Annotated in this window: 12 protein-coding genes; 9 read left to right on the top strand and 3 right to left on the bottom strand. The window is 65.2% G+C overall.

The annotated features are described in order from the left end of the window. The first annotated feature begins 350 nt into the window (after window positions 1-350). Entirely contained in the window at window positions 351-2,402 is a 2,052-nt protein-coding gene (gene ligA, locus EPN59_RS00785; RefSeq protein WP_293036688.1) for an NAD-dependent DNA ligase LigA, read from the top strand. Further along, a complete protein-coding gene (gene def / locus EPN59_RS00780; protein ID WP_293036687.1) occupies window positions 2,399-2,932 on the top strand; it encodes a peptide deformylase in 534 nt (177 codons plus the stop codon). Before ligA ends, def begins: the two co-directional genes overlap by 4 nt. Before the next feature lie 92 nt (window positions 2,933-3,024). Here the strand turns inward: def and EPN59_RS00775 are convergent, their stop codons facing one another. The 3 genes from EPN59_RS00775 to map form a co-directional block, all read right to left on the bottom strand. Then, window positions 3,025-4,878, bottom strand: coding sequence for a pseudouridine synthase (locus EPN59_RS00775; RefSeq protein WP_293045350.1), 1,854 nt, complete (start codon window positions 4,876-4,878; stop codon window positions 3,025-3,027). Window positions 4,879-4,884: 6 nt separating this feature from the next. Beyond that, on the bottom strand, window positions 4,885-7,461 hold the full coding sequence (locus tag EPN59_RS00770) for a [protein-PII] uridylyltransferase (protein WP_293036902.1): 2,577 nt from the start codon (window positions 7,459-7,461) through the stop codon (window positions 4,885-4,887). 357 nt (window positions 7,462-7,818) lie between these two features. Next, window positions 7,819-8,640 (bottom strand): type I methionyl aminopeptidase, encoded by an 822-nt coding sequence (map, locus tag EPN59_RS00765; RefSeq protein WP_293036900.1) that lies wholly within the window; start codon window positions 8,638-8,640, stop codon window positions 7,819-7,821. Window positions 8,641-9,072: 432 nt separating this feature from the next. On the opposite strand from map, the gene rpsB reads away from it, so the two are divergent. From rpsB to EPN59_RS00730, 7 genes are all read left to right on the top strand, one after another. Further along, window positions 9,073-9,828 (top strand): 30S ribosomal protein S2, encoded by a 756-nt coding sequence (gene rpsB, locus EPN59_RS00760; protein ID WP_293036898.1) that lies wholly within the window; start codon window positions 9,073-9,075, stop codon window positions 9,826-9,828. A gap of 187 nt (window positions 9,829-10,015) precedes the next feature. Further along, window positions 10,016-10,897: a translation elongation factor Ts gene (gene tsf, locus EPN59_RS00755; protein WP_293036896.1), complete on the top strand. Its 882-nt coding sequence runs from the start codon at window positions 10,016-10,018 to the stop codon at window positions 10,895-10,897. A gap of 205 nt (window positions 10,898-11,102) precedes the next feature. Then, entirely contained in the window at window positions 11,103-11,819 is a 717-nt protein-coding gene (pyrH, locus tag EPN59_RS00750) for a UMP kinase (RefSeq protein WP_293036895.1), read from the top strand. A 99-nt stretch (window positions 11,820-11,918) separates the two neighbouring features. After that, window positions 11,919-12,479: a ribosome recycling factor gene (frr, locus tag EPN59_RS00745; protein WP_293036893.1), complete on the top strand. Its 561-nt coding sequence runs from the start codon at window positions 11,919-11,921 to the stop codon at window positions 12,477-12,479. 63 nt (window positions 12,480-12,542) lie between these two features. Beyond that, entirely contained in the window at window positions 12,543-13,325 is a 783-nt protein-coding gene (uppS, locus tag EPN59_RS00740; protein WP_293036891.1) for a polyprenyl diphosphate synthase, read from the top strand. Then, entirely contained in the window at window positions 13,319-14,128 is an 810-nt protein-coding gene (locus tag EPN59_RS00735) for a phosphatidate cytidylyltransferase (protein WP_293036889.1), read from the top strand. The genes uppS and EPN59_RS00735 overlap by 7 nt, the downstream gene beginning before the upstream one ends. Window positions 14,129-14,138: 10 nt before the next feature. Then, window positions 14,139-15,320 carry a 1-deoxy-D-xylulose-5-phosphate reductoisomerase gene (locus tag EPN59_RS00730; protein WP_293036887.1) on the top strand — a complete coding sequence of 394 codons (1,182 nt, stop codon included), beginning with the start codon at window positions 14,139-14,141 and terminating at the stop codon, window positions 15,318-15,320. Window positions 15,321-15,371: the final 51 nt, after the last annotated feature.

Genomic DNA, 15,371 nt, shown 5'->3' with positions numbered 1-15,371 from the left:
CGGCACCGCAAGCGTGCCGCGCGTTCCGCTCGTCCCTCACGGTGCGGGCACGCGGCGTGCGACGGCCTGCGCGAGGCGCCACAGTGGAGGCGCCGGATACAACGGCTGGAAAGCTCATGGCGGTCACGCATCGTGCAGGTTGCGAATGCGTTCACGTTCGCATCCTGTGCAAGCCGTTGTCAACGAGGCTGGCCGAACGTTCGCCGTTCGGCCAGGGGCGCGCGGGCAGTGTGCGTGCAGTGCGCGCGCGGTGTACGTGCGGTACGCAACCATGGCCGTTCGGCCGATGCCACACATGCCGCTTCCTGCGATAATCTGTCTCCCAAATCCACACGTAAAGCTGCTCCAGCATGGCCCAAACGTCCGCCCGTCATCCCGATGAACCGTCTGCGTCGCAACGTGCGGCGTGGTTGCGCGCCGAACTCGAGCGGGCAAATCACGCGTACCACGTCCTCGACCAGCCGGAGTTGCCCGACGCGGAATACGACCGGCTGTTCAAGGAGCTTCAGCAGATCGAGTCCGGCCATCCCGAACTCGTCACGCCCGATTCCCCCACGCAGCGCGTAGGCGGCGAGGTTGCAACCGGGTTCGAGCCCGTCGTCCACGACGTGCCGATGCTCTCGCTCAACAACGGCTTCGAGGATGAGGACATCGTCGCATTCGACAAGCGCGTGGCCGACGCGCTCGGCAAGTCCGAAGTGGAATATGCGTGCGAACTGAAGTTCGACGGGCTCGCCATTTCGCTGCGATACGAGGATGGCCTGTTCGTTCAGGCTTCCACGCGCGGCGATGGATCGACCGGTGAGAACGTCACGGAAAACGTTCGCACGATTCGCTCGCTGCCGTTGCGTCTGAAGGGCGAGCGAGTGCCGAAAGTGCTCGATGTGCGCGGTGAAGTGCTGATGTTCCGCCGCGACTTCGAGCGCATGAACGAGCGTCAGCGCGACGCCGGCCAGAAGGAATTTGCCAACCCTCGCAACGCGGCGGCGGGCAGCCTGCGTCAGCTCGATTCGAAGGTCACCGCGCAGCGGCCGCTGTCGTTCTTCGCCTACGGTATCGGAGCGCTCGAAGGCGAGCCGATGCCCGCCACGCACAGCGAACTGCTCGACTGGTATGCGGAACTCGGGCTGCCGGTGAACGGCGAACGCGCCGTCGTGACCGGTGCGCAGGGCCTGCTCGCGTTTTTCCGCGCGGTTGGCGAAAAGCGTGACGGCCTGCCATACGACATCGACGGTGTGGTGTACAAGGTCAACCGGCGCGACGAGCAGGACGCGCTCGGCTTTGTTTCGCGCGCGCCGCGCTTCGCGCTCGCCCACAAGTTTCCGGCCCAGGAAGCGCTCACGAAGCTGCTCGCCATCGATGTCCAGGTGGGCCGCACGGGCGCCATTACGCCGGTTGCCCGCCTCGAACCCGTGTTCGTCGGCGGCGCGACGGTGACGAATGCCACGCTCCACAATGAAGACGAAGTGCGGCGCAAGGATATCCGCATCGGCGATACGGTGATCGTGCGCCGCGCAGGCGACGTAATTCCCGAAGTCGTGGGCGCGCTACTCGATCGTCGTCCCGCCGACGCCCGTGAATTTGTGATGCCCACGCATTGTCCCGTCTGCGGATCGGGCATCGAGCGGTTGCCCGACGAGGCCATTGCGCGCTGCACGGGCGGCCTGTTCTGCCCGGCGCAGCGCAAGCAGGCGCTCTGGCATTTTGCGCAGCGGCGCGCGCTCGATATCGACGGACTCGGCGAAAAGATCATCGACCAGCTCGTCGACCAGAACCTGGTGCGCACGCCCGCAGACCTGTTCAACCTCGGCTTCGGCACGCTGGCCGCGCTCGACCGCATGGCGGACAAGTCGGCACAGAATCTGCTGGATTCGCTCGAGAAGGCCAAATCCACGACGCTCGCGCGCTTCATTTATGCGCTTGGTATCCGGCATGTCGGCGAATCCACGGCGAAGGATCTCGCGAAGCACTTCGGTTCGCTCGATCCGTTAATGCGGGCTTCCGTCGAGGAACTGCTCGAAGTGAACGACGTGGGACCCATCGTCGCCGAAGCGCTGCACCAGTTTTTCGCCGAGGCACACAACCGCACGGTCATCGAGCAACTGCGGGCGCCGGGCAAGGTCGCATGGCCGGAGGGCCCGCCTGCGCCCAGGGCGCCGCAGGGCGTGCTGGCCGGCAAGACGGTCGTGCTGACCGGCACGTTGCCGACGCTCACGCGCGACGCGGCCAAGGAAATGCTCGAAGCGGCCGGTGCGAAAGTGGCAGGCTCGGTTTCGAAGAAGACCGATTACGTGGTCGCAGGCGCCGACGCGGGCAGCAAGCTCGCGAAAGCCGAGGAACTCGGCGTGCCGGTGCTGGACGAAGAAGGGTTGCACAAGCTCCTGGAGGGATCCTCGACATGATTCGCGAAATTCTCAGGATGGGCGATCCGCGGCTGCTCAGCATCGCAAAGCCAGTCGATCATTTCGACACACCCGAGTTGCACACGCTCGTCGCCGACATGTTCGACACGATGCACGCTGCGAATGGCGCGGGTCTTGCCGCGCCGCAGATCGGCGTGGATCTGCAGGTCGTGATCTTCGGCTTCGAGCATAACGAGCGCTATCCCGAGGCGCCCGCCGTGCCGCAAACCGTGCTCATCAATCCCGTCATTCATCCTCTTTCACATGATATGGAAGAGGGATGGGAAGGGTGCCTGTCGGTGCCGGGCATGCGCGGCGTGGTGAGCCGATACTCGATGATCCGCTACAACGGCTTCGATCAGTTCGGCTCGCCGATCGAGCGTGTCGCCGAGGGCTTCCACGCCCGCGTGGTCCAGCACGAATGCGATCACCTGATCGGCAAGCTCTATCCGATGCGGATCACGGACTTCTCGAAGTTCGGCTTCACCGACGTGCTGTTTCCCGATCTCGACCCGGTCGCCGACGATTAAGCCGTTCAAGCAAAAACGGGAGCCGCTGGCTCCCGTTCTGGTTTGCACGAACCTCCCCGCATGAGGGAGGGTTCGGCGCAGATCGAATCAACTCAGAACGACTCGTCGGGCGTCAGATAGCGCCACTGGCCTTGCGGCAGTGCGCCCAGCAGCACCCGGCCCATGCGCACGCGCTTGAGCCCCACCACCTTCAGTCCGACCAGCTCGCACATGCGGCGGATCTGCCGCTTCTTTCCTTCGCGCAGCACGAAACGCAACTGCTCGCCGTTCTGCCAGCTCACCATCGCGGGCTTGAGCGGAACGTCGTCCAGTGACAGGCCGTGGCGCAGTTTTGCGAGAAGGTCGGCGGGAAAATGCTGGTCGATGTCGGTCTCGATATCGTCGTAGGTCACGCGCACGAGATATTCCTTGTCGATGTCCGACTGCTCGCCGATCAGCTGCTTCGCCACGCGCCCGTCCTGGGTCAGCACGAGCAGGCCGGTCGAGTCGATATCGAGGCGGCCCGCAGGTGCAAGCGTGCGCAGATGCAGCGGCGAAAAGCGCACGCCCGAGCGGTCGCCATCCCACTGGTTGGCCGCCGTGACGAGCGTGGCTGCGGGCGGATAGCCGTCCTCGGCCTGGCCCGAGACGTAGCCCACTGGCTTGTGCAACAGGATCGTCACCTGGCGGGCTTGTGCAGCGCGTGCCGCCGGGTCGATCTCGATGCGCTGGTCGGGTGTGACCTTCGTGCCCAGCGTGTCCATACGTTCGCCGTCGACAAGAACCCAGCCCTTCTCGATCCACTCGTCCGCCTCGCGGCGCGAGCACAGACCGAGTTCTGACATGCGCTTCGACAGGCGTAGGGAGCCGGCTGCATCGGACCCGGTGTGGGGCGCGCGGTGCGGTGCACCCTCAGCGGATTCAACGGGTGCGCTGCGCGGGGCGCGGTCGTCCTGCTTGACGCGCGTCGCGAACTTGCGCGCGGGGGCGTCGTCGCGATATCCCGAGGCGGCCTTGACCGGGCGTGCGAAGCTGCGCTCTTCGCGCGCGGGGCGCTCGGAGCTCGCGCGGCGCGTGCCTTCGTCGCGAGGGCGGCGGCCTTCTGCCGACGAGCCGTATTCGCGGCGTGGTGCGGCGCCCGGCGCTTTGCGGTCGCCGAATTTGCGTTCGCGGTCACCGAAACCTTCGCCGCGTGGGCGAGCGGGACGGCGTTCGTCGCCAGCGCTTTCGCCACGCGGACGAGCGGGACGGCGATCATCGCTGAAACCTTCGTTGCGTGGACGCGCCGGACGGCGATCCGCTCCGAAGCCTTCGCCGCGCGGACGTGCCGGACGACGATCATCACCGAAGCCTTCGCCGCGCGCACGCGCCGGACGGCGATCATCACCAAAGCCTTCACTGCGCGCACGCGCCGGACGACGATCATCACCAAAACCTTCGCCACGCGCACGCGCCGGACGGCGATCATCACCAAAACCTTCGCCACGCGCACGCGCCGGACGGCGATCATCACTGAAACCTTCGCTGCGTGGACGAGCCGGACGGCGTTCATCACCAAAGCCTTCACTGCGCGGACGAGCCGGACGGTGACCATCACTAAAACCTTCGCTGCGCGCACGCGCCGGACGGCGATCATCACCAAAGCCTTCGCCACGCGCACGCGCCGGACGGCGATCATCACCAAAACCCTCGCCGCGTGGGCGTACCGGACGTTCACCCGGCGCCGTTCGTGCAGGCCGCTTTGCCGTATCGCGATCACGCGGCGCAGCCGCTTTGGTGCCGCTACGTTCGGTCGTGCGGCCGTCGCCGCGCGCGCCTGCGGGCTTCGCCGGCGTCTTTGCGGCGGGTGCCGCGCTTGCGGCCGGGCGCACCGGCTTGCGTGCGGTCGCGCTGCCTCGGCGGACGGGAGCGCGTTCGGGCGTGGCCGGGCGCGGGTGCCGCGCTGTGAGTCGAATTCTCGTGGACATGGTTATTTACACTGCTATTGCGCGCAGCAATTCGGTCTCGACGCGGATCTGCAGGCGGTTATCGGAGAGAACCGCGCCGTCGAGCAGAAACACGTCTTCGACGCGTTCGCCGAGCGTATTGATCCGTGCCGCGTGGACGCCGACCCTGTGTTCGGCCAGCACGCGCGCGATGGAATAAAGAAGGCCCGGCCGGTCGTTCGCCGACACGGACAGGATGTAGTATTGGCCGCGCTCGTCGGCTCGCAGATCGACGCGCGGCGTCACCGGGAACGTGCGCGAGAGCCGTGACAGACGGCCTTTCGCCGGTTCGGGCAGCGGGCCGCCGGCAGCGGTCAGCCGCGCCGCGAGTTCCAGTTCGACGAGGTTCGCGATGTCGCGGTAGTGCACGTCGCCTTCCGTGTGGGCGACGATGAAGTTATCGAGTGCGTAGCCGTGGCGCGTCGTGCTCACGCGCGCGTCGAGCACCGACAGGCCGCTGCGGTCGAAGTAGGCGCACATCGTCGCGAAGAGGTCGGGGCGGTCCTTCGCGTAGACGAGCACCTGCAGCGCCTCGCCGATCGGCGAGGGCCGCGCGCGCACGACGGGCGCAGGCGCTTCGACGTGGCGATAGAGCACGCGCGTCTGCCAGGCGATATCGGCGGCGTCGTGGCGCAGGAAGTAGCCGACGTCCAGCTCCCTCCACAGCTCGCAGTGTGCGTTCTCCGGCACGGTTTCGAGGCGCAGCAGCGCGATGGCTTCCTCCTGGCGCTTCTTCAGCTTGGAGTGCATATCGGGGCGCGCGCCGCCGAGCACGGCGAGCGTCGCGCGATAGAGGTCCTCGAGCAGCTTGCCTTTCCAGGCGTTCCACACCTTCGGGCTCGTGCCGCGGATATCGGCGACCGTCAGCAGGTAGAGCGCGGTCAGGTGCCGCTCGGTGCCGACCAGATCGGCGAAGCGCTTGATGACCTCGGGGTCGCTCGTGTCCTGCTTCTGCGCGACCTGGCTCATCGTGAGGTGATGCTGGACGAGCCAGACGACCAGCGCGGTATCGTCGGCTTCGATGCCGTGCTCGCGGCAGAAGCGGCGCGCATCGGCCATGCCGAGCATCGAGTGATCGCCGCCGCGGCCCTTGGCGATGTCGTGAAAGAGCGCCGCGATATACAGCACCCAGGGACGCTCGAAGTTGGCGATCAACTGGCTGCAGAACGGGTATTCGTGCGCATGCTCGACGACGGCAAAGCGGCGGATGTTGCGCAGCACCATCAGGATGTGCTGGTCGACCGTGTACATGTGGTAGAGGTCGTGCTGCATCTGGCCGACGATGCGCCGGAAATTCAGCAGATAGCGTCCGAGCACGCTCGTCTGGTTCATGAGCCGCATGGCGTGGGTGATGCCGCTCGGCTGCATCAGGATTTCCATGAAGAGCCGGCGATTCTCGGGATCGCGCCGCCAGTGCTGGTTCATCGTCTCGCGCGCGTTGTAAAGCGCGCGCAGCGTGCGCGCCGAGAGGCCCTTCAACCCCGCCACCTGCTCGTACAGCAGAAAGGCTTCGAGGATCGCGTGTGGCTCGCGCTCGAACACGTCGTCGCTCGCGATCTCGATCATCCCCTGCTTTTCGACGAAGTTATCCGAGAGCACGCGCGTGACGCCGCTCGTGCTCGGGAAGAGTTGCGCCTCGATGTTCTGGATCAGGATCGTCGCGAGCTGCGTGACCGCCTTTGCGGCCCAGTAATAGCGCCGCATGAGCAGTTCGCTCGCGCGGCGCGTCGCGCTCGCCACATAGCCGAAGCTTTCCGCGACGCCCGTCTGCAGGTCGAACACGAGGATGTCCTGGCGGCGCCCTGCAATCACGTGCAGGCGTGCGCGCAGCGTCTTCAGGAATGCCTCGTTGCGGCGCAGCTCGCGCGCTTCGCGGCCGGTGATCAGTCCGCGCTGGTCGAGTTCGCGCCAGCTGCTGCCGAACGCCGCGGCTTCGGTGATCCACAGGATCAACTGCAGATCGCGCAAGCCGCCGGGGCTTTCCTTCACGTTCGGTTCGAGCGAGTAGGGCGTGTCCTGGAATTTGGCGTGGCGCTGGCGCATCTCCAGCACCTTCGCCTGGAAGAACGCACGCGGGTCCATCGCGTCGCGATAGCGCTGTACGAAGTCGCCGAAGAGCGTCGCGCTGCCGGTGATGCGACGGGCTTCAAGCAGCGACGTGCGCACCGTGATGTCGTGCGCGGATTCGTCGAGGCACTGCGAGACGCTGCGCACGCTACTGCCGATTTCGAGCCCGAGATCCCACGCGAGCCCGATGAAGCGCTCGATTCGCGCTTCGAGCGGCGCGAGCGGCGCATCGTCGGGCAACAGCACGAGGATGTCGACATCGGAATAAGGCGCGAGCTCGCCGCGCCCGAACCCGCCGACTGCGACGAGCGTTAGCGACGCGGGCAGATCGCACATGTTCCAGGCGCTGCGCAGCGTGTCGTCGGTGGTGCGGGCGAGCGCGCGCATCAGCGTGTCGACATTGGCCGCGGTGCGGAAACGCTCCAGCAACAGGGCCTTGGCGGCCTTGTAGTCGGATTTCAGCGACGACGTATCGGGGACGGCGGCGGGAACGCTCATGGGCTCGGGTTGTACGTGCGCGGGTTGGATTGCGGCCGGCCGGAGCTGCGCCGCGGCCGGATCTGCCGGTGAGCCGCCCGGAACGGACGGTGTCGCTGCCGCGCGCCCTTTCCGGCGGGGCGGGCGTGCGCAATCGCGCTGCGATGACTGCCGACGACTGCTGATAACTACGTGGGATCGATGCAGTGCGCCCGACTTTTCAGGATTGTCTCGCGACTGACGGTTCTGCGCCAGGTGGCACACGGCCGCCGCCAGTAAATTGGGCAAATGCGTGGACAAGTGCGCGGGCGCGCGGGTGGCTGCTCAGGTGGCATGACTGGCCCGCGAGCGGCATGCGTCGCTCGCCTGTCCGGCGCTTCAGGCTGCCGTGCCCGCAGCCTGAGCGACGATCGCCGGTTTAGCCGGCGTGCCCGCCGACACGGTGAGCACCTCGTAACCGGTCTCGGTGACGAGCACCGTATGCTCCCACTGCGCCGAGAGGCTGCGATCCTTCGTTTTGACGGTCCACTGGTCCGGCATCGTGCGGATTTCGCGGCGGCCGGCGTTGATCATCGGTTCGACCGTGAAGATCATGCCGGGCACGAGTTCGATGCCGGTGCCGGGGCGGCCGTAGTGCAGCACTTGCGGGTCGTCGTGGAAAACCGTGCCGATGCCGTGGCCGCAGTATTCGCGCACGACGCTGTAGCCTTGCGCTTCGGCATAGCGCTGGATGGCGTGGCCGATATCGCCGAGATGGGCGCCCGGGCGCACCTGGTCGATGCCGAGCCACATGCACTCATAGGTCGTCTGGACAAGGCGCTTCACGAGGATCGAACCCTCGCCGACGATGAACATCCGGCTCGTGTCGCCGAAATAGCCTTCCTTGATGACGGTGACATCGATATTGAGCGCGTCGCCGTTCTTCAGCGTCTTTTCGCCCGGAATACCGTGACAGATCACGTCGTTGACCGAGATGCAGGTGGCTTTCGGATACGGCGGGTAGCCCGGCGGCTGGTAGTTGAGCGGCGCGGGCACCGTGCCCTGCACGTTGGTCATGTATTCGTGACACAGGCGGTCGAGTTCGCCGGTCGTTACGCCCGCGACGATATAGGGCGTGATGTAATCGAGCACCTCGCTCGCCAGCTTGCCGGCGACGCGCATTTGCGCGATGTCGTGTTCATTCTTGATCGATATGGCCATGATGGGCGCCCGGAAATGCTGTCGAATATCAAATTATCGCACCTTATCCCAGGCGTCGCTGTCTTTTGAAAGCCGAGGCGGCAGACCTGCTGGCTGGCGGCGGCGCAGGTCTGCGAGGGTAATAGCTGGCTTGAGCGAGCCGATCCGCGCGTGCTATACTTCACGGCTAAGTCGCTCGCTCTATTCTTTCGGAATATGTAAAGAAGATGGCCGGGCAGCTTAGGAAATTAGGAAGGAGCCCGCTGCTGTCGCGGGCGCGATACCGGAAGCGGGATGATTTTCCGGTGACGACAGCATATTCGCGAGCCGGCGCATCCAGGGTGCCGTTTGCGTTTCGATCTTTTCGCCACGAGTGCGGTCATTCATGGCGGGAAGGCGGCGCATCCGGTGCGGCAGCCGGCTTCAGACCCAAACCCTAGCGGAGAATTTCTCATGGCAGTTACCATGCGCCAAATGCTGGAAGCCGGTGTCCACTTCGGTCACCAGACGCGCTTCTGGAACCCGAAGATGGCCCCCTTCATTTTCGGCCATCGCAACAAGATTCACATCATCAACCTCGAAAAGACGCTGCCGATGTACAACGACGCGCTGAAGTACGTGCGTCAACTGGCATCGAATCGCGGCACGATCCTGTTCGTCGGCACGAAGCGTCAATCGCGCGACACGATCTCCGAGGAAGCACTGCGCGCAGGCATGCCGTACGTCAACGCACGCTGGCTCGGCGGCATGCTGACCAACTTCAAGACGCTGAAGGTTTCGATCAAGCGCCTGAAGGACATGGAAGCGGCCGTGGAAGCAGGCGAGCTCGAGAAGATGAGCAAGAAGGAAGCGCTGCTGTTCGAACGTGAAATCGCCAAGCTGCAGAAGTCGATCGGCGGCGTGAAGGACATGGGCGGCATTCCGGACGCAATTTTCGTCGTCGACGTCGGCTACCACAAGATTGCCGTGACGGAAGCCAACAAGCTCGGCATCCCCGTCATCGCCGTGGTCGATACGAACCACTCGCCGGAAGGCGTGGATTACGTGATCCCGGGTAACGACGACGCGAGCAAGGCCGTCGCGCTGTACACGCAAGGCGTGGCCGACGCGATCCTCGAAGGCCGTGCAAACGCAGTAAACGACGTGGTTGCCGCAGCGCGCGGCGATGGCGGCGACGACGAGTTCGTTGAGGTCAATTCGGAGGCGTAAGCTGCCCCGTGTCCGGCAAGAAAAGGGGGCTTTCCATAGGCCCCTTTTTTTTAAGCCGTGACTTTCGCTGCCGTGCCACATGCGCGGCACCGTGAGACTGTAAAAATCATGTTTCGCGGAAAACGAATTCCTGCTGGCCGAATCGAAAGGCGGCTGGTGTGTACCAGACAGACTCAAGGAGCGAATGATGGCGGCAATTACCGCAAGCATGGTGGCAGAACTGCGCGCGAAGACCGACGCGCCGATGATGGAATGCAAGAAGGCGCTGACGGAAGCCGACGGCGACATGGCGCGCGCCGAAGAGCTGCTGCGCGTCAAGCTCGGCAACAAGGCGAGCAAGGCGGCTTCGCGTATTACGGCTGAAGGCGTGATCGCATCGTTTGTCGGCAGCAACGCGGGCGCCGTGGTCGAGCTGAACTGCGAAACCGACTTCGTCGCGAAGAACGACGACTTCAACGCATTCGCGAAGACGGTGGCCGAGCTGGTCGCCACGCAAAACCCCGCTGACGTCGCAGCCCTGTCGGCGCTGCCGCTCGAAGGCTCGACCGTCGACGCAGTGCGTCTCGCGCTCGTCGGCAAGATCGGCGAGAACCTCTCGATCCGCCGTTTCGCGCGCTTCGAAACCTCGAACAAGCTGGCTTCCTACCTGCACGGCACGCGCATCGGCGTGCTGGTCGAGTACACGGGCGCCGAAGAGCAGGTCGGCAAGGACGTGGCGATGCACATCGCCGCGATGAAGCCGGTCTCGCTGTCGTCGAACGACGTGCCGGCCGATCTGATCGCCAAGGAGCGCAGCATCGCCGAGCAGAAGGCTGCCGAATCGGGCAAGCCGGCCGAAATCATCGCGAAGATGGTCGAAGGCTCGGTGCAGAAGTTCCTGAAGGAAGTCTCGTTGCTGAACCAGCCGTTCGTGAAGAACGACAAGCAGACGATCGAGCAGATGCTGAAGGCTGCCGGCGCGACGGTTCATCAGTTCGCGCTGTTCGTGGTCGGCGAGGGCATCGAGAAGCGTCAGGACGACTTCGCCGCCGAAGTGGCCGCGCAAGTCGCTGCTGCGAAGCAGCAATAAGGTTCACGCGCGTACAGCAACAGCAGTACCCGCAGTACCGTAGCACCCGCGGCGGAGCAATCCGCCGCGGCGGGCAGCGCAGCGGCGCCCGTGCGGCCAGCCCCCGGCGGCACAGGTCATCGTCGGTTCCGGCTGCGCTTGCCCGAAGTTGTATTTCACCCCTACAGTTTCAAGTTATTGCCTTTCCGCGCGATCTGGATACCCCATGCCCACACCCGCCTATAAACGCGTCCTGCTCAAACTTTCCGGCGAAGCCCTCATGGGCGATGATGTCTTTGGCATCAATCGCGCCACGATCGAACGTATGGTCGCGGACGTGGCCGAGGTGGTGAGGCTCGGCACGCAGCTCGCGGTCGTGATCGGCGGCGGCAACATCTTCCGCGGCGTTGCGGGCGGTGCAGCCGGCATGGACCGCGCAACGGCCGACTACATGGGCATGCTCGCGACGATGATGAACGCGCTCGCCCTGCAGGACGCCATGCGCCACGCGGGCATCGAAGCGCGCGTGCAGTCGGCGCTGCGCATGGATCAGGTGGTCGAACCGTACATCCGCCCGCGCGCCATTCGCCAGCTCGAAGAGGGCAAGGTCGTGATCTTCGCGGCCGGCACGGGCAACCCGTTCTTCACGACCGACACGGCCGCCGCACTGCGCGGCGCGGAAGTCGGCGCGGAAGTCGTGCTGAAGGCAACGAAGGTCGACGGCGTCTACTCGGCGGACCCGAAGAAGGACCCGGCGGCCACGCGCTATTCGACGATCAGCTTCGACGAGGCGATCGGCCGGAACCTGCAGGTCATGGACGCGACGGCGTTCGCGCTGTGCCGCGACCAGAAGCTGCCGATCCGCGTTTTTTCGATCGTCAAGCCGGGCGCGCTCAAGCGCATCGTTCAGGGCGAAGACGAGGGTACGCTCGTCCACGTGTAAACTCTCGTCATCCGAGAGGCTCGATTGCGGGCCGCGTCCCCTGCGCGTAGTGGCGAGGCGCCGGGCGGTCCGTACCGTTAAAGGTTGGGAGATTTCAAAATGACTGTGGCTGACATCAAGAAGGGCGCGGAGCAAAAAATGCAGCGCTCGATCGAAGCATTCAAGAGCGATCTCGCGAAGATCCGCACTGGCCGGGCGCATACCGGTCTGCTCGATCACATCCAGGTCGATTACTACGGCTCGCCCGTGCCGATCTCGCAGGTCGCGAACCTGACGCTCGTCGACGCGCGCACGATCGGCGTGCAGCCGTGGGAAAAGAAGATGGTGCAGGTCGTCGAAAAGGCGATCCGCGAGTCGGACCTGGGCCTGAACCCGGCCACGCACGGCGATCTGATCCGCGTGCCGATGCCCGCGCTGACCGAAGAGCGCCGCAAGGAACTCACGAAGGTCGTCAAGAGCGAAGGCGAGACGGCGAAGGTCGCCGTGCGCAACCTGCGCCGCGACGCCAACGAGCAATTGAAGAAGCTCGTGAAGGACAAGGAAATTTCGGAAGACGACGAGCGCCGTGCAAGCGACGACGTCCAGAAATTGACGGATCGCTTCGTGGCCGAGATCGACAAGCTCGTCCAGACCAAGGAAGCCGAAATCCTGACGGTCTGAGGCCGCCAGGCTCTCAGTCCCGACCGGGTTTCCCTTCTTTATCGCAGCCATAGTCCGACGGCCATGACCTATACCAGCTCAACCGTTCGCGTGCCCGACGTGGCGGCCGTGCCGCGCCACATCGCGATCATCATGGACGGCAATGGCCGTTGGGCAACGCAGCGCCGCCTGCCGCGCGTGGCGGGCCATACGCGTGGCGTCGACGCCGTGCGTTCGACCGTCGAGGCGTGCGTCGAGCGCGGCGTCGAATATCTGACGTTGTTCGCGTTCAGCTCCGAGAACTGGCGACGCCCGACCGAGGAAGTGTCGTTCCTGATGCGCCTCTTCATCACCGCGCTCGAGCGCGAGGTGGGCCGTCTGCACGCGAATGGGATCCGTCTGCGCGTGATTGGCGACCTGTCGATGTTCAACGAGCGCATCCAGGATCTGATTCGCCGCGCAGAAACCAAGACCGCGCGCAACACCCGTCTCACGCTGACGATCGCGGCGAATTACGGCGGGCGCTGGGACATCATGCAGGCCACCCGCAAGCTCGTGGAAGAGAGCGCGAAGAGCGGCGTGGCGGTGCCCGTGACCGAGGACACGCTCGGCCAGCATCTCGCGATGGCCTACGCGCCGGAGCCGGATCTCTTCATCCGCACGGGCGGCGAGCAGCGCGTCAGCAATTTCCTGCTGTGGCAGCTCGCCTACACCGAACTCTATTTCACCGATACCTACTGGCCCGATTTCGACGCCGCCGCGCTTGGCCGGGCGATCGAATCGTACGTCGAACGCGAACGCCGCTTTGGCCGCACGAGCGCCCAGCTCGTCACCCAATCCCAGAACGCCGACTCGCTTTCATGCTAAAGACCCGTGTCATCACGGCGATCGTGCTGCTGGCCATCCTTTTGCCAGTCACGCTGTTCGCGCCGATCCCGGTGTTCGGTGCGCTGATCCGTGTCGTGGTCGTGTTCGCGGCGTGGGAGTGGGCGCGCCTGCTCAAGGCCGGGAAGAGCGGCTCGATCGTCTATGCGGCCATCGCCGGGGCGGTCGTGATACTGAGCGCCCAGCTCGAGGCGCCGCGCCCGCTCTTCCAGGCCGCCGGCGTGTTCTGGATCGTCGCCGGTCCTTACGTGCTGCTGCGCAAGCCGACGCTCGCCGCGGGCGTCTGGCGCATGTTCCTGCTCGCCTGCGGTCTCGTGATCTTCGCGGCCTGCTGGCACGCGCTCATCGCGGCGCGCACGGCGGGCGTGGCGTTTGTCCTGTCCCTGTTGCTGGTCGTCTGGCTGGCCGATATCGGCGCATACTTTGCTGGTAAGGCGTTCGGCCGCCACAAGCTGGCGCCTTCGATCAGCCCGGGCAAGACATGGGAAGGCGCGGTGGGCGGCTGGGCCGCCGTGATGGTGGTGTCGATCGCCGCGATCACGTTGCGCATCCTCGCGCCGACGCTTTATTCCGCACTGGCCGCGCATTTGGGCTTCGGCCGTGCGCTTTTTGTGCTTACCGTGCTGGTCGCGTTCAGCGTGATCGGCGATCTGTTCGAGTCGATGCTCAAGCGCCAGGCTGGCGTGAAGGATTCGAGCGGTCTCCTGCCGGGCCACGGCGGGGTGCTCGACCGTATCGACGCGCTGCTGCCGGTGCTGCCGCTTGCGATGCTGCTGCTCGGCTAGAGACATGAATATGCAAAAACGACTGACACTGCTCGGCTCCACGGGCTCAATCGGAGACAGCACGCTCGACGTGGTCGCGCGTCATCCGGAACGCTTCTCGGTTTATGCGCTCACGGCGCACCGCAACGGCGACAAGCTCGTCGAACAATGCCTGCGCTTTACGCCCGAAGTGGCTGTGGTCGGCGACGCGGACACGGCTGCGCGCGTCGAGAAGAAGCTGCGCGAAGCGGGCTGCCGCACTGTCGTGACCTATGGTCCGCAGGCGCTCGTCGACGTCTCGAAGAGCGACGGCTGCGACACGGTTGTAGCCGCAATCGTCGGCGCGGCGGGTCTCGTGCCGACGCTCGCGGCGGCGAAGGCCGGCAAGCGCATCCTGCTCGCGAACAAGGAAGCGCTCGTGATGTCGGGCGACATCTTCATGGACGCGGTGCGCGACAACGGCGCGATCCTGCTGCCGGTCGACAGCGAACACAACGCGATTTTCCAGTCCCTGCCGCGCGAGCGCGAACTGCACGGCGGCGTTTCGAAGATCATCCTCACCGCTTCGGGCGGGCCGTTCCGTACGCGCGAACCGGCCACGCTCGTCGGCGTGACGCCGGACGAGGCGTGCAAGCATCCGAACTGGTCGATGGGCCGCAAGATTTCGGTCGACTCGGCGACGATGATGAACAAGGGCCTCGAAGTGATCGAGGCGCATTACCTGTTCGAGATGCCCGGCGAGCGCATCGACGTGCTGATCCATCCGCAGAGCGTGATCCATTCGATGGTTTCGTACGCGGACGGTTCGGTGCTCGCGCAACTGGGCAACCCCGACATGCGCACGCCGATCGCGCACGCACTGGCGTTCCCGGATCGCGTCGATTCGGGCGTCGCGCAACTCGATCTGACGCAGATCGCCACGCTCACGTTCGAGAAGCCCGACTACGCACGCTTCCCGTGTCTCGCGCTCGCGATGAAGGCGCTGGCCGAAGGCGGCGTGGCGAGCGCGGCGCTCAACGCGGCCAACGAGGTCGCGGTGGAGGCGTTCCTTAACCGCCGCATCGGCTTCATGGCGATTGCGCAGACGGTCGACGCAGTGCTTGACGCGCTCGACAATACGGCCGCGTCGAACCTCGACGTCGTGCTCGAAGCGGACGCCGCCGCGCGCCGTGCGGCACACACCATCATCGACAGCCTGCCGGTGCCGGCCTGAGGCCGTTTCAGGCCGCGTAATGCACGTTTCGCACGTTACGTACATTACGCA

The organism is Paraburkholderia sp. (assembly GCF_004298475.1).
GTDB classification, from domain to species: domain Bacteria; phylum Pseudomonadota; class Gammaproteobacteria; order Burkholderiales; family Burkholderiaceae; genus Paraburkholderia; species Paraburkholderia denitrificans.
Note: the sequence above shows the minus strand (reverse complement) of the source record. Positions and strands in the feature narration are given on the sequence as shown.

Coding starts and splice junctions, on each gene's coding strand:
- ligA (WP_293036688.1), top strand. CDS start 351: ATGGCCCAAACGTCCGCCCGTCATCCCGATGAACCGTCTGCGTCGCAA.
- def (WP_293036687.1), top strand. CDS start 2,399: ATGATTCGCGAAATTCTCAGGATGGGCGATCCGCGGCTGCTCAGCATC.
- EPN59_RS00775 (WP_293045350.1), bottom strand. CDS start 4,878: ATGTCCACGAGAATTCGACTCACAGCGCGGCACCCGCGCCCGGCCACG.
- EPN59_RS00770 (WP_293036902.1), bottom strand. CDS start 7,461: ATGAGCGTTCCCGCCGCCGTCCCCGATACGTCGTCGCTGAAATCCGAC.
- map (WP_293036900.1), bottom strand. CDS start 8,640: ATGGCCATATCGATCAAGAATGAACACGACATCGCGCAAATGCGCGTC.
- rpsB (WP_293036898.1), top strand. CDS start 9,073: ATGGCAGTTACCATGCGCCAAATGCTGGAAGCCGGTGTCCACTTCGGT.
- tsf (WP_293036896.1), top strand. CDS start 10,016: ATGGCGGCAATTACCGCAAGCATGGTGGCAGAACTGCGCGCGAAGACC.
- pyrH (WP_293036895.1), top strand. CDS start 11,103: ATGCCCACACCCGCCTATAAACGCGTCCTGCTCAAACTTTCCGGCGAA.
- frr (WP_293036893.1), top strand. CDS start 11,919: ATGACTGTGGCTGACATCAAGAAGGGCGCGGAGCAAAAAATGCAGCGC.
- uppS (WP_293036891.1), top strand. CDS start 12,543: ATGACCTATACCAGCTCAACCGTTCGCGTGCCCGACGTGGCGGCCGTG.
- EPN59_RS00735 (WP_293036889.1), top strand. CDS start 13,319: ATGCTAAAGACCCGTGTCATCACGGCGATCGTGCTGCTGGCCATCCTT.
- EPN59_RS00730 (WP_293036887.1), top strand. CDS start 14,139: ATGCAAAAACGACTGACACTGCTCGGCTCCACGGGCTCAATCGGAGAC.